Source organism: Actinoplanes sp. NPDC048967, from assembly GCF_040649415.1.
Classification (GTDB): Bacteria; Actinomycetota; Actinomycetes; order Mycobacteriales; family Micromonosporaceae; genus Actinoplanes.
On the sequence record NZ_JBEZFL010000007.1, the window covers coordinates 194,331 to 207,796 of the forward strand.

The following is a 13,466-nucleotide window of genomic DNA, read 5'->3' on the forward strand; positions in this document are numbered from 1 at the left end:
CGGCCGGAGAAGCCCGGGCGGTCAGAGGGCCGGGTGGCCGAAGAGGCCGGGCAGGCCGCCGCTGTGCAGGAAGACGATCTTGCCGTCCGGCGGGCTGGCGCGCAGCCCGGCCAGCGCCCGCCCGGTGTAGGTCGGGTCGAGGAAGACTCCCTCCGTGCGGGCGGCCAGGCTGAGCGCCTCCTGCACCGGACGGGTCAGCGCCGCGTAACCGGCGCCCACGTGCGAGTGATCGATCTGCAACTCGTCGGGCTTGACCGGCACACCCATGGCGTCGAGCAGTGCGGCGACGGTGCCGCGCGCGTCCGGCAGTGCCCCGGTGTCCACGCCGAAGACCCGGCCCGGGCCCAGCGCGGCCACCAGTCCGGCCATCGTGCCGCCCGAGCCCACCGCCACCACCACCGTGCTCAGATCCGGCAGCTGCGCGGTCAGCTCGCGCGCACAGTCCACATAGCCCAGCGCGGAGAACGCCGACGTGCCGCCGAACGGGATGACGAAGCCCGGCTGCGCGGCCGCCACCTCGTCGAGCGGGGCATCGCCGGCCCACACGATGCGCGCGCCGGCCAGCTGGTCCAGGATCAGGTTGCCGCGTCTGGCCGGCGGCTCGTCCCCGCGCAGCACCAGCACGCACTCCAGCCCCAGCCGGGCGGCGGCCGCGGCCGTCAGCCGGGCGTGGTTGGACTGCGGCGCGCCGGTGGTGACCAGCGTCGTCGCGCCCGCCTGGAGGGCCTGGGCGCAGGTGTACTGCAGCTTGCGCACCTTGTTGCCACCGCCGCCGAGGCCGGTCAGGTCGTCGCGTTTGAGCCACAGCTCGTCGAGACCGAGTGCGGTGCCGAGCCGGGGTGCCGGCTCGAGCGGGGTCGGCCAGGTGCCCAGGGCGATCGGCGTGGTGTCCACCCGGGAAGTCTAGGATCCCCGGCGTGAATCCGCGTGGTGTCCTGCTCGACCTCGACGGCACGCTCGTCGACCACGAGGGCGCCGCCGCCGCCGGTCTGCGCGGCTGGCTGCCGAGCATCGGCCTGGCGCCGACGGACGAGGCGATCGCCCGCTGGGCCGCCGTGCAGGAGCCGCACCTCGCGGCCTGGCGCGACGGCCGGATCACCTTCGCCGAGCAGCGCCGCCGCCGGGTCCGCGACTTCCTGGGTACGCAGGGCAGCGACGCCGAGCTGGATGAGATCTTCGCCGGTTACCTGACCCACTACGAGAGCGCCTGGTGCGCCTACGACGACGTGGCCGACGCCCTGACCGCGCTCGCCGCCGCCGGCCTGCCCACCGCCGTGCTGACCAACGGCTCCCGCGGCCAGCAGCTCAGGAAGCTCGGCCGGACCGGCCTGGGTGACCGGGTCGGGCCGGTCTTCACGGTCGACGACCTCGGGGTGGCCAAGCCGCACGCGGAGGCGTTCCGCCGGGCCTGCGCGCGCTGGGGGTTCCCGCCGGGCGAGGTGCTCAGCGTCGGCGACGACCACGCGCTGGACGTGCTCGGCGCCCGCGCGGCCGGGCTGTCCGCCGTCCACCTGGACCGCCACGACCGTGGCCCGGCCGGCGAGACCCACCGGATCACCTCGCTGCGCGAGCTGCCGGCCCACCTCAGCGCAGGCTGAAGACCGGACCGCGGGCGGGGAACGGCAGCCGGGCGGCACGCGGCATCAGGTACGCGTGCGCCCGCCGGATCCGCAGCACGTCGCAGTGCCCGTCGGTGATCACCAGCAGCGGGCCGGCCGGCGGGAAGTCCGGGGCCCGTTCCAGCAGATCGATGCCCGGCTGCAGGACCGTGCCGCCGCGTCCGCGGACCCGTACCCGGCCGGCGATCTCGTGCACCGGCAGGTAACCGGCGTCGTAGGCGGCCGCGTCGCAGAAGACCACCCGGGCCGCGGGCACGTCGCGGGCGGCGGCGTACGACGCGATCGCGCCCAGGGCCTTGCCCATCAGCTCGTGGCTCATCGACCAGGAGGTGTCCAGCAGCACCCCGAACGTGTGCCGTCGTACGACCTCCTCCGGCAGGTGCCGGCCCGGCCGTGGGATGCCCGGGGTGGCGGCCTGCCGCCGGGACGGTCGCGCGTACGTCCGCTGCCGTTCCGGGCCGGGGACGTGCTCGTCGAACCAGCGGGCCAGCTGCACGTCCCAGGGCGGCGGCGGCTGCTCGAGCACCCGGATCTCCTCGGCCAGCCCGGTGGGCAGCAGGCCGCGCCCGTCCCGCTGGTGGTACCGGTAGCCGGTGAGCAGCGCCCGCCGGTAGAAGTCGTCCAGGTCCACGCCCCCGGCACGCGAGCCGCGCCAGGGCAGCGGCTCACCCAGCATGTCGCCGAGGCCCCGGCCCCGCAGGGTCGCGAGCTTGCGCAGGCGGCGCAGGTCGGTGGCGATCCGGTCGTACACCTCCTCGGCCGAGGCCCCGCTCAGGGCGGGGTCGAACAGCAGACCGTCGGGCAGCTCGCCGACGCCCATCTCGACGAGCCAGCCGTTGACCACGTAGTCGCAGGCGACGTTCCACAGGTACGGCTCCCGCGGCCCGACCCGGTCGCCGTGCCGCAGCGCGACGTGCAGCATCTCGTGGGCCAGCACGAACCGCCACTGCGCCTCGCTCAGCTTCCGCAGCGGGTTGACGTAGATCTCGCCGGCCGCGCTCGACACCGCCGCGACGGTGATGTCCCAGCCCCGGGCCAGGTCGGTGTCGGCGACCAGGGTGAACCCGGCGGCCAGCCCGCCCAGCAGCGGGTACGAGCCGACGAACCAGCTCAGCGCCCGCTCCCACGGCTTGCGCGGGGCGCGCGGATCGGTCAGCGACGTCCGCGCGCCACCGGCCACCTCGACCGCGGCGGTGGCGGCGGCGGACAGGCCCAGGGCGAAGCGGTCCGGCCAGGCCGGCTCGTGGCCGGGCGCGACCGGATCGGCCCGCACCACCAGGTCCGGTGCGCCGGCACCGCAGCCGGCGAACTCCGCCGGTACGCCGTCCAGCCGCCACTGGCGCACCAGCACGGCCTCGTCGGTCTTGGGCAGCGCGACCGGGAACAACTCCGGCTCGCTGCCCAGCTTCACCGCCCGCTGGAACCGGGTCACCGCCACACAGGCCGCCTCGCGGAACGCCGCGTCGTGGCCGTGCCGCGGGTCCAGGTGGCCGAAGCCGAGGTGCAGCAGGCAGTGCGCCAGCACCCAGGTCCACTGGGCCTGGTCGAGCCGCCGGCCGCGGTTGGCCCGGATCCGGCCGTCGGTCGAGACCTCGGCGTACCCCAGGTCCGAGCTGTCCACCAGCACAGCGCCGGCGCTGGGCCGCGGCCACGCGTTCGCGGTCAACGGGCGGAACATCGGGTGCGCCGACAGCTCCTGCCACGCCGCCGCGAAAGCCAGGGCGTTCGGGTCCTGCTGGATCCCCCGGACCATCTCAGGCGCGGGCCGCGACCAGGCGCGGCAGGTCGCGGCTCACCTCGACCAGGAACCAGGCCGGCAGCACCGGGGCGCCGTCGGCGTCGGCGGCGATCACCAGCCGGCCGCACTCGAGGGACAGCTCGGCCAGCTCCACCAGCAGACCCTTGGCCCGGTGGGCGAAACGGCGTACCGCGGCGGGCGCCTTGTCCTTGTCGGCCGGCAGATCCTTGATGAGCCGGGCCCGGAAAGTCTCGGCGAGGAAGTAGAGCAGATCCCGGTCGTCGCCGCCCTGCGGCCAGCCCGCGTCGCCGCGCAGGATGGCCTCCAGCCCGTACCGGTGGCGCACGACCTTGAGGTAGCCGCAGAAGGCCGCCGCGTGCGCGGGGCTCAGCGTGCCGGCCGCCAGCAGGCGCAGCGTCTCCTCGGCGATGTCGTCGCCGTAGGAGCGCAGCGCGTCGCTGAGCATGTGCCAGCTGCGCGGGGTGGAGAAGACCTCCTCGGTCTTGGGCGGTGCGGCCCACAGGTGGTCCGGGCGCTCGTCCAGGTACGCCAGGATCCACGGGTGGATGCCGGCGGCCGGCGCCCAGTTGAGCCAGTCGGTGTGCGAGGCCCGCAGGTGCACGTGGACCAGGCGGTTGATCAGTGCCGAGGCCATCGGCCGGGCCAGCGCGTTGTCGCCGGTCCGGTTGCCGGCACCGATCACGATCGAGCCGGCCGGCAGCTCGTACCCGCCGATCCGGCGGTCCAGGATCAGCGAGTAGAACGCCTTCTGCACCTCCGGGCTGGACGAGTTGAGCTCGTCCAGGAACAGGCAGTACGGCTCGTCGCGGGCGATCGACTCCGGCGGCGCGAAGCGGCTGCGGCCGTCGTGCAGCTCGGGCACGCCGATCAGGTCCTCGGCGGCGAGCTGGGTGCCGACCAGTGTGACGCAGTCCAGCCCGAGCGACTCGGCGAACGCGCGCACCAGCGAGCTCTTGCCGATGCCCGGCGCGCCCCAGACGAAGACCGGCCGCACGACCGCTACGTGCAGCAGCAGGTCGGGCAGCTGGGCCGGGGTCACCGTGACAGCGGAGTGCACGCCGGGAAGTGTGCTCCGCCGCCCGCCGCGGGCGCACGCGAATAATCGATCAGCGCGCCCGCGGCGGGCGGCGGTCACTTCAGGTAGACGATGCCGTCCGTGGTGACCTTCGGGCGGCCCTTGGTGCCGACCACGACGATCTTGACGGTGTGCTTCTTGGCGCTGGTCCACGACTTGGTCCACACGGCCTGGCGGTATGTGTTCTTGCTTGCCCGCAGATCGATCGTGGCGACCTTTTTGCCGTCGAGGTAGACGTACGCCTGGCCCGCTGTCTTGCTCTTCATCGCCAGCAGCGCGACCGAGCGACCGGTGAAGCTCCAGCTCAACGAGGCCTTCTTGGTGGAGCCGGCGAGCGCCGCCTTGCCGAGGTGCGCGCTGCTCGACGCTTTGGCCCACTTGCCCGAGCGACTGGCCTTGGTCTCGGCCACCAGCACGGGGGTGCGGGTCACCGGGGCGGTGGCCACGTTGGCGGCGAGGTCGGTGGCCTGCAGCCGCCAGGTGGTCGCCGCGCCCGGCCGGGCCGTGGTGTTCCAGCTGCGGGCACCGGTGGCGAACGTGGTGCGGCCGGGTGCGGTGAGCTGCACGGCGGACAGCCCGACGGCGTCGGCCGCCTGCCATTTGAGGGTCACCGGCGCGGCGGTCGGGTTGACCGTGCCGGTGCGCAGCACCAGGTCCGGCCGGCCGGGGAACGTGGGCTTGGTGAGGTCGGCGATGACCGTGCGGGTGTCGCTCACCGACGTCGGCCCGCCGACCCGGTTCATCTGCACCTGCACGGTGTGCCGGCCGGCGGTCAGCTTCACGGTGGCGGACCGGGCGGACGCGGTGGCGCTGCCGGCCGTACGGCCGTCGACGCGCACGTCGAAGCCACCGATCTCGCCGCCGGGCGTGCTGACCGACCAGGAGACCGTGAGGCTGTCGCGGACCACGCCCTTGCGGCCGCTGAACCCGGTGATCTTCAGCCCGGAGAGCACGCCGGCGGCCTCGGTGCGCAACGCGGGAAGCTTGCCGTAGAGGGCGTTGCCGGGGCACTCGGTCGCCTGGACGTCGCGGTGCCCGGCGATCCGGCCCATGGTGACCTTGTCGCCGGCCTTGACCTTGTCGTTGCTGCCCTGCGCGGTGGTGGTGAACTGGCCGAGCGGGTCGTGACCGTACCGGCCGAGCTTGTACGCCGCCAGCTGCGCGATCTTGGTGGTGACCGAGGCGGGCACGGCGGTGGTGCCGTACTCACCGAGGACGGCGACGGCGGCGTAGTTGGTGTTGAACGGCGGCGTGTGCGCCCCGACGACCGGCTTGTCGACGCCACCCTTGCGGCCCTCGTAGAGCGTGCCGCACTTGTCGACGAGGAAGTTGTATTCCATGTCGTTGAGGCCCTTGCCCGTCACCGCGTACGTGTAGATGCTGCGGATCACCTTGCCGGCGTCGGCGCACGTGTAGTCGTTGGACCGGCTGCCGCTGTGCGCGGTGTGGTGCACGAAGAGGGCGTTGATCGTGGTGCCGTACACCGGGGCGTCCTTGACCAGCGTCTCGTCGGCGCTCCAGCCCTTGCGGCTCACGTAGGCCGGCATCGCGCTCTGCGCCGGGACGGTGGGCACCGGGGTGGCGGCCGTCGTCGTCGGCGGAGCGGCTGTGGTGGTGGCCGGGGCCGACGGGGTGGCACTGGTCGAGCCCTCGTCGGTGGGGTCGGGCTGCGCCGGCGGCTGCTCGGGCTCGGGCTCCGGGTCGGGCAGCGGCTCGGTGCCGGTGGCCGGCGGGTCGGCCGGCGTGGACTCCTCCGGATCGGCGAGCGGCATCCCGCCACCCTGACCCCCGCTGGTCGCGGGGCCGGGATCGACCAGGGTGAGCCGCAGGCCGGCGGGCAGCCGGCTCGAGGCGCGCCCGGCGGGGGAGACCACCTTCACCTCGACGCCGTTCGAGACCCCGACCCACAGGCCGGTGCTGCCGCCGCGGGTGCGGCCGGCCACGAGATCCGGGTCACCGGCCGCGACCGCGTGCTCCAGATCCAGGCTCTGCCAGGCGGACCAGTCGCCGGAGGCGGCCGACCGGGTGCGCACGGCGGCGTCTCCCCGGAACGAGAGCAGGGCGTCCGTCCAGGTCACGCCGAGCAGGCTGAACCGCGAGACGGTGCGCCGGGCCAGCCGCAGGGTCTCCCGGCCGTCCTCGATCGTCGGCTTGCCGTCCAGCTCCAGCGACTGCGTGGTGACCGGCGCCGGTGGCGGGCCGGAGGGCACCGGCGCGGCGGCGGCCTCGGCTGCGGTCGCGGCGGGCGGCGCTGTGGCCGGGTCGTCGGACGACCGGGTCAGCACGACTCCGGTCACTGTCAGTGCCGTCGCGGTGACTGCCGCGGCTGCCCCCGCCACCATTCGTGACCTGCTGATCCTCACGCCCGAAGCCCCCGTGTCCTTGCGGTGACCACGATCGAGGTCACCGGCGGAAGCGCCACCATACCGGTCCGCGGCCCGGCTGTGTGTCCGTCCACAGTGGGAGGTCGGCCGGGCTCACCGGCGGCGTCCGGCGAACCGCTGCACGAGCAGCGTCAGCACGCCCGCCGCGACGATCGCGGCGACGTTGACGAGCAGTTGCAGCGCCGAACCGGCCGCCTCGTCCAGTACGCCGTAGGCCAGCGCCACCGCGACGTTCGCGGCCGCCGGCACGGTGGTCACCGAGATCAGCACCCCGACCAGCGTGCCGGCCTTCGCCGAGGTCAGCGACAGCATCCCGGCCACCCCGGCCAGGAAGCCGACCACCCAGCTCAGCGCGTCCGGCTGCCAGATGAAGTCGGTCAGCGGGCGCTCGCCGAGCAGCATGCCCTTGTTCACCAGATCCAGCGCGGTCAGCGCCCAGGTGGTCACGACGGTGACCACCATGCCGACGGAGAAGCCGACCCCCAGGGCCAGCAGCGCCCGGCGGACCAGCCGGGGCCGGCGGCGCACCAGGCCGACGCAGAGCGCGGCCAGCGGACCGAACTCGGGACCGACGACCATCGCCCCGACGATGAGGATCGGCTGGTCGAGCAGGACGCCGATGCCGGCGATCACGGTCGCCACGATCATGAAGGTCAGGAAGGCGCCGGACAGCTCCGACTCGGCCGCGGTGGCGTGCTCCACCTCCTCCCAGACCACGGCGTCCACGCCGAGCCCGGGCACCCGCCGCTCGGCCCGGTCGGCGGCCGCCGACAGCGTGGTGTCGACCTTCTCCAGCATGATCGAGCCGTCCCGCTCGACGCCGAGCTCACGCAGCCGTTCGATGATCGCGCTGGCGCCCTCCCGGACGACGTCGCAGAACAGCAGGTCACCGACCGGTTCGACGGCCGCACCGGGCAGCACGACCACGTGGGTCACGGCGTCGTTGCCGGTCAGCAGCTCCTGGACGGCGGCCCTGCGGTCGGGCGGGACGATGATCCTCAAGTGCAGCACGCGGCCATCAAACCACCGCTCAGGAGTGGATCGGCCCCGCGGTGCCGGTGAGCCGCCCTCCGGTGCCGTGCCAGCGCACGGCCACGATTTCGGCCGCGATGCTCACCGCGGTCTCCTCCGGGGTGCGCGCGCCCAGATCGAGCCCGATCGGCGAGGCCAGCCGGGCGATCGCGGCCGGGTCCAGCCCGGTCTCGCGCAGCCGCTTGAGCCGGTCGTCGTGGGTGCGGCGGGAGCCCATCGCCCCCACGTACGCCACCGGCAGCTCGAGCGCCACCTCCAACACCGGCACGTCGAACTTCGGGTCGTGGGTCAGCACGCACAGCACGGTCCGCGGGTCGATCCGCCCGGCCGCCGCCTCGGCCGCCAGGTAGCGGTGCGGCCAGTCGACGACGACCTCGTCGGCCTCCGGGAAACGCCGGGCGGTGGCGAAGACCGGCCGGGCGTCGCAGACCGTCACCCGATAACCGAGGAACGCGCCGATCCGGGCCACCGCGGCGGCGTGGTCCGTGGCCCCGAACACGATCATGCGGGCGGCCGGTGCGAACGAGGTGACCAGCACGGTGAGCCCGGTGCCGCGGCGCTCGCCGGCCGGGCCGTAGTGCAGCAGCCCGGTGCGTCCGGCGGCGAGCAGCCCCCGGCCGTCGTCGGTGACCGCGTCGTCCAGCCGGTCACCGCCCAGCGAGCCGTGCCGGGCGTCGCCGGTGACGACCAGGTGCCGGCCCAGTGCCTCCGGTGGGCCCTCGACACACGTGAGCAGCGCGACCGGCCGGCCCGCGGCGACCGCCTCCGCGAGCACGGGCAGCTCGGGGAAGCCGGCTCGCTCGACGAAGAGCTCGATCGTGCCGCCGCAGGGCAGCCCGACCTCGAACGCGTCGTCGTCGCTGACGCCGTACCGCACGGTCTGCGGGGTGCCGGACCCGGCCACCTCGCGGCAGAGCTCGTAGACCGCGCCCTCGACGCAGCCGCCGGAGACGCTGCCCACAGCCGTGCCGTCGGCGCTGACGAGCATCGCCGCGCCGGGCTGCCGGGGTGCGCTCGACCAGGTGGCGGTGACGGTGGCCAGCCCGGCGGGCTCACCCGCGCGCCACCAGCGGAGCAGATCGTCCAGGACGTCACGCACGGGTCACCTCCGGTACGTCGAGATCCGTGTCGTCGGCGAGGTGGCCGACCGGGACGACGCGGACCTGACCGGCGTGCGCGCGCAGGTAGTCGCGGGCGCCGCGGTCGCCGGTGGCAGCGCGCGCGACCCCGTCCCAGTGCTCGCGGCCGAGCAGGACCGGATGGGACCGGCGCTCCCCGTAGCCGCCCATGACCAGGGAGTCCGGGGTGGCGTCGGTGGCGATGGCGCGTACCGCCGCGGAGGTGACGCCGGGCATGTCGACCAGCAGGACCACCGCCGCGCCGGCCGGGCCGGCGGCGAGCGCCGCCAGGCCGGTGCGCAATGACGAGGCCATGCCGCTAGCCCAGCCCGGATTCTCGACATAGGTCAGTGCGGGCGCGGCGGTGCGGACCTGGGCCGCCTGCGCACCGATCACGATCACCGGCTCGGCCACGCCGGCCTCGCGCAGGGTGCCGGCCGCGCGCTCCACGAGGAGGCTGCCCCGGTGCGCCACGAGCGCCTTGGGCATCCCGTAGCGGCGACCGGCGCCCGCGGCGAGAACCAGACCGGCGATCTCCATCATCAGAGCCTAGCCGCGGTGACGGGATCCCGACTGAGAGCGAGCAGCAGCCGCCGGGCGGCCCCTAGGATCGGCGGATGAGGGTAGCCATCGTCGGTGCCGGACCCACCGGCCTGTACGCCGCGACAGCCCTGGCCCGCCACGGTCACGAGGTCACTGTCGTGGACCGTGACCCCGGCCCGGCACCCGGCGGCGACTGGGAGCGCAAGGGCGTCATGCAGTTCCACCATCCGCACGGGCTGCGCCGGCAGATCCTCACGGCCCTCGAGGCGGAACTGCCCGAGGTGCGTGACGCGCTGCTGGCCGCCGGCGCCGAGCTGTGCATCCTGCCAGCCGAGGGATCCCGGCCGGAGACGGTGGTCGGGATGGCCTGCCGCCGGGAAGTTTTCGAGCTGGTGTTGCGCCGGACCGCGGCGGCCGAGTCCGGCGTGACGCTGAGGTGCGGCCACGTCGAGGACGTGCTTCGCTCCCGCGGCCGCGCGGCGGGACTGCGCGTCGACGGCGCCGAGGTAGCCGCCGACCTGGTGCTGAACGCCTCCGGCCGGGCCGGGCGGATCGGCGACGACCTGCGCGCCCCCGGCACCGGCCGGGACTGCGGGTTGTCCTATGTCTCCCGGCAGTACGAGCTGCTGCCGGGCGCCGAGCCGGGCCCGGTCAACGCGCCGGTCGGCCTGATCTCCCGGATGCCGGGCTACTTCTTCGCCGTCTTCCTGCAGGACAACCGCACGCTGAGCACCACGTTCTGCCGGCTCAGCACCGACCGGGAGCTGGCCGGCCTGCGGGTCACCGAGGCTTTTGAGGCGGCCGCGGGGGCGGTGCCCGGGTTCGCGGAATGGACCGACCCGGCGCGCACCCGCCCGATCACCGCCGTCCTGCCCGGCGGTCACCTGCACAACGCCTACCGGGGTCAGCTCGACGAGGAGGGCCGGGTGGCACTGCCCGGGCTCATCCACCTCGGCGACGCGGTCTGCACCACCAACCCGACCGCGGGCCGCGGCATCACGACCTCCGTGCTGCAGGCCCAGCACCTGGTCTCGCTGATCGGCGGCCCCGGCAGCAGGGACCTCGAAACCGTGACGCTGGAGTTCGACCGGTGGTGCGCTGAGCAGATCAAGCCCTGGTTCGACGACCACATGATCTGGGACGCCGAGCAGCTACGCCAGTGGGCCGGCGCCGACATCGATCTGTCCCGGCCGCTGGCCTCCGGCTACATCGTCGAGGCAGCTCAGGCGGATCCGTCGCTGATGCGTTACGTGGGGCCGTACCTGTCGATGCAAGCCCTGCCCGCGACGCTGGCCGCGGCCGAACCGCGGGCCCGGGAGATCTATGCGGGCGGCTGGCGGGCCCCGCTGCCGACCGGCCCCAGCCGGGACGACCTGGTGTCGCTGATCAGCCGCGTGGGGGTCTAGCCAGGGCGGCCGGCAGACCGCGTACGGCGGCCAGCCCGAGCACCGTCCGGGGCTGGTAGGCGACCCGCCACAGCCCGCCGTGGGCCGCGCCGATGGTCTCGTCGGTCCATGCGCTCGGCGCCGCGGGCCGTGGCTTGCGCAGCTGGTGCACGAGCAGCGCCGCCATCAGCCGGTTGCTGGTCGCCGGTTCGAAGATTTCCGCGCCGAACACGTGCGCGCCCGCGTAGGCCGCGGCGAGCAGCCGGTTGCTCAGCACCGACCGGGTCCGGGTCGGCGGGGCGACCGAGAAGCTCACCGTCGTGCCGTCGTGCCGGGCCACCGACGCCCGCCACCGCTGGATGCGTTTGGCCAGCGCGTAGTTCGGGCCCTGCTGGGGCACCAGACTGTCGGCGATGCCGGGGCCGGCGCCGGGCGGGTAGTTCGGCTGGAGCAGCCGGCCGCCGGACATCGCGGCCAGCACCCTGGCCGCCGCCGGCCGGTCCCGGAACCGCGCCGCGGCCTGCGCGACGGCGCCGGCCGGCACCGCGAAGGCATCCGTCGGCGTGGCCAGAAAGGCCAGGGCGGTGCCGGGTCGCTCCCGGCGCACATGTTCGGCCAGGGCGTCGACGGCCGCCGAGAGCCGGGGGTACGCCGCCCCGGGCGCATACACGTAGTTGCCGAGCACCAGCCGGCCCTCGATGCCGAGCAGCCACTGCGCCGCCGCCGGCAGCCCGGTCAGCAGGTCCACGCCCGCACCCTCGATCGTGGCGCCCGGCGCGATCAGCGTGCCCGCGCTCTGCCGGGCGGTGGCCGCCACCCGTTCCCAGACCCGCGGCCGGGGCAGGTCGACGCCGATCACCGTGCCTCCCCACGCCAGCACGGCGGGCAACGGTCCCATCTCGGCGCCGGCGCCCAGCACCACCAGCCGCTGATCGGACAGGTCCAGCCAGTCCGGCTCGGCGGCCACCGCACGGACCGCTTCGGCGCACGACTCCTCGATCGTGCCCGCCCGCACCCAGTCGTCGAGCCGGCGCAGCAGGGCGTCCCCGCGCAGCAGCTCACCCCGGTACGGCAGGACCAGCTCCTGCTCGGGCTTGCCCTCGCCGTGGACGGTGACGGTGTCCAGCGGCTCGGCGACTTTGCTCTCTGTGGTGAAAGCATGATCGAGCGGCACCTCGTCCGCGCCGCTGGTGATCCGCATCCGGCTGTGCACAGACGCGAGCCCGGCCCGCGCGATGTCGTAGCCGCCGTCCAGCCCGGCCTCGACCAGAGCCCGGAAGTGCCGCAGGTAGCCCGTACGCCAGTCGCGCTCCCGCTCGGCCGCCGCGGCCGCCGCCGGATCAGCCACCCGCAGAGCGTCCGCGACCACCGCCCGGCCCAGCGCCGAACCGCTGCGCCGGCCGTCCTCGGCCCGGGGAAACACGACCTCGTTCACGCGGACAGTATGGCGACCTCCTACCCAGGGAGGAGAAGGCCTCCGACCACCGGCCGGGGGACGGGCCCGCGGATGGGCGAAAGCGCCCGCCGGCCCCGAAAGCATCAAGGGCATGACAAACGTGCTGCGCTGGCACCGCCCACTGATGATCTTCGCCGCCGCGATGGCCGTCCTGGCCCTCGTCGCGGCGGTCGGCACCTTCGCCGACCCGCGCGTCCTGACCGGCGCGCCGATCTGGCTCAAGCCGTTCAAGTTCGCGGTGTCCTTCGTCCTCTACACCTCCACCCTGGCCTGGATGCTCTCGCTGCTCCCGCGGCGCAGCCGCGTCGCCGAACGGGCCGCCACCGTGGTGGTCGCCATGTCCGTCGCCGAGATGGTCGTGATCGTGACGCAGGTGCTGCGCGGGCAGACCAGCCACTACAACGAGACCTCCGCGCTGAACTCCGCGCTGTGGCAGGTCATGGGCAGCGCGATCATGGTGCTGTTCATCGCGCACTTCGTGATCGGCGTGGTGGTGCTCCGGCAGCGGATCGCCGACCGGGTGTCCGCGCACGCCGTCCGCTGGGGCCTGGGACTGTCTCTGCTCGGCCTGGTGGCGGCGATCCCGATGGTGCAGCCCGCCCAGATGGGGCACAGTGTCGGCGTGAGCGACGGCGGACCGGGACTGCCGGTGGTCGGCTGGAGCACCACCGGCGGTGACCTGCGGATCGGTCACTTCATCGGGCTGCACGCGTTGCAGGCGCTGCCGCTGCTCGCCCTGCTGCTCGGCAACCGGATCGACGAGCTCACCCGGATCCGGCTGCTGGCGGTCGGCGGCGTCGCGTACGGCATCCTCACCGCCCTGCTGACCTGGCAGGCCCTGCGCGGCCAGCCGTTGCTGCGGCCCGACTCCCTGACGCTGACCGCCTGGGCCGCCCTCGCCGCCGCGACCGCGACCGCCACCGTCGCGGTGGTGGCCCGCCGCCGGCAGCCGGCGCTGGAGCTCGCGGCATGACCGCCTGCACCGAGCGGCACCGGGCCGCGGCGGGCGACGGCCTGGTCGGCGAGGGCCAGAAGGGCATGCCAGGCAGGCTCAGCATGACCGCCTGCACCGAGCGGCACCGGGTCGCGGCGGGC

11 protein-coding genes are annotated in these 13,466 nt (G+C 74.5%); 3 read left to right on the forward strand and 8 right to left on the reverse strand.

The genetic code is table 11. The annotated features are described in order from the left end of the window. Window positions 1-21: 21 nt before the first annotated feature. On the reverse strand, window positions 22-894 hold the full coding sequence (locus tag AB0C12_RS29105) for a pyridoxal-phosphate dependent enzyme (protein WP_360553022.1): 873 nt from the start codon (window positions 892-894) through the stop codon (window positions 22-24). Between the two features lie 23 nt (window positions 895-917). Here AB0C12_RS29105 and AB0C12_RS29110 point away from each other — a divergent pair, with 23 nt between their 5' ends. After that, window positions 918-1,598 carry an HAD family hydrolase gene (locus AB0C12_RS29110; RefSeq protein ID WP_360553023.1) on the forward strand — a complete coding sequence of 227 codons (681 nt, stop codon included), beginning with the start codon at window positions 918-920 and terminating at the stop codon, window positions 1,596-1,598. Here the strand turns inward: AB0C12_RS29110 and AB0C12_RS29115 are convergent. The 6 genes from AB0C12_RS29115 to AB0C12_RS29140 all read right to left on the reverse strand — a co-directional run bounded on the left by AB0C12_RS29115 (window position 1,585) and on the right by AB0C12_RS29140 (window position 9,527). Beyond that, window positions 1,585-3,372 (reverse strand): hypothetical protein, encoded by a 1,788-nt coding sequence (locus tag AB0C12_RS29115; protein WP_360553024.1) that lies wholly within the window; start codon window positions 3,370-3,372, stop codon window positions 1,585-1,587. The two genes, AB0C12_RS29110 and AB0C12_RS29115, sit on opposite strands and share 14 nt — an antisense overlap. A 1-nt stretch (window position 3,373) precedes the next feature. Then, window positions 3,374-4,417 carry a MoxR family ATPase gene (locus AB0C12_RS29120; RefSeq protein WP_360553356.1) on the reverse strand — a complete coding sequence of 348 codons (1,044 nt, stop codon included), beginning with the start codon at window positions 4,415-4,417 and terminating at the stop codon, window positions 3,374-3,376. A gap of 92 nt (window positions 4,418-4,509) precedes the next feature. Then, a complete protein-coding gene (locus tag AB0C12_RS29125) occupies window positions 4,510-6,795 on the reverse strand; it encodes an N-acetylmuramoyl-L-alanine amidase (RefSeq protein ID WP_360553025.1) in 2,286 nt (761 codons plus the stop codon). A gap of 135 nt (window positions 6,796-6,930) precedes the next feature. Beyond that, a complete protein-coding gene (locus AB0C12_RS29130; protein ID WP_360553026.1) occupies window positions 6,931-7,848 on the reverse strand; it encodes a DUF389 domain-containing protein in 918 nt (305 codons plus the stop codon). A 19-nt stretch (window positions 7,849-7,867) separates the two neighbouring features. Beyond that, entirely contained in the window at window positions 7,868-8,968 is a 1,101-nt protein-coding gene (locus tag AB0C12_RS29135) for an XdhC family protein (protein WP_360553027.1), read from the reverse strand. Next, the gene (locus tag AB0C12_RS29140) at window positions 8,961-9,527 is read right to left on the reverse strand and encodes a nucleotidyltransferase family protein (protein ID WP_360553028.1); all 567 of its coding nucleotides are present in this window, start codon (window positions 9,525-9,527) and stop codon (window positions 8,961-8,963) included. The genes AB0C12_RS29135 and AB0C12_RS29140 overlap by 8 nt, the downstream gene beginning before the upstream one ends. Before the next feature lie 77 nt (window positions 9,528-9,604). Here AB0C12_RS29140 and AB0C12_RS29145 point away from each other — a divergent pair, with 77 nt between their 5' ends. Further along, window positions 9,605-10,936: an FAD-dependent oxidoreductase gene (locus AB0C12_RS29145; RefSeq protein WP_360553029.1), complete on the forward strand. Its 1,332-nt coding sequence runs from the start codon at window positions 9,605-9,607 to the stop codon at window positions 10,934-10,936. On the opposite strand, the gene AB0C12_RS29150 is transcribed toward AB0C12_RS29145, so the two are convergent. Continuing rightward, on the reverse strand, window positions 10,917-12,350 hold the full coding sequence (locus AB0C12_RS29150; RefSeq protein ID WP_360553030.1) for a hypothetical protein: 1,434 nt from the start codon (window positions 12,348-12,350) through the stop codon (window positions 10,917-10,919). The two genes, AB0C12_RS29145 and AB0C12_RS29150, sit on opposite strands and share 20 nt — an antisense overlap. A gap of 112 nt (window positions 12,351-12,462) precedes the next feature. Between AB0C12_RS29150 and AB0C12_RS29155 the strand changes: the two genes are divergently transcribed. Beyond that, window positions 12,463-13,344: a hypothetical protein gene (locus AB0C12_RS29155; protein WP_360553031.1), complete on the forward strand. Its 882-nt coding sequence runs from the start codon at window positions 12,463-12,465 to the stop codon at window positions 13,342-13,344. The last annotated feature ends 122 nt before the right edge of the window (window positions 13,345-13,466 follow it).

Excerpts from the sequence above, each read along its gene's own strand:
- AB0C12_RS29115 (WP_360553024.1), bottom strand. The coding sequence starts at position 3,372 with ATGGTCCGGGGGATCCAGCAGGACCCGAACGCCCTGGCTTTCGCGGCG.
- AB0C12_RS29125 (WP_360553025.1), bottom strand. The coding sequence starts at position 6,795 with ATGGTGGCGGGGGCAGCCGCGGCAGTCACCGCGACGGCACTGACAGTG.
- AB0C12_RS29140 (WP_360553028.1), bottom strand. The coding sequence starts at position 9,527 with ATGGAGATCGCCGGTCTGGTTCTCGCCGCGGGCGCCGGTCGCCGCTAC.
- AB0C12_RS29145 (WP_360553029.1), top strand. The coding sequence starts at position 9,605 with ATGAGGGTAGCCATCGTCGGTGCCGGACCCACCGGCCTGTACGCCGCG.
- AB0C12_RS29155 (WP_360553031.1), top strand. The coding sequence starts at position 12,463 with ATGACAAACGTGCTGCGCTGGCACCGCCCACTGATGATCTTCGCCGCC.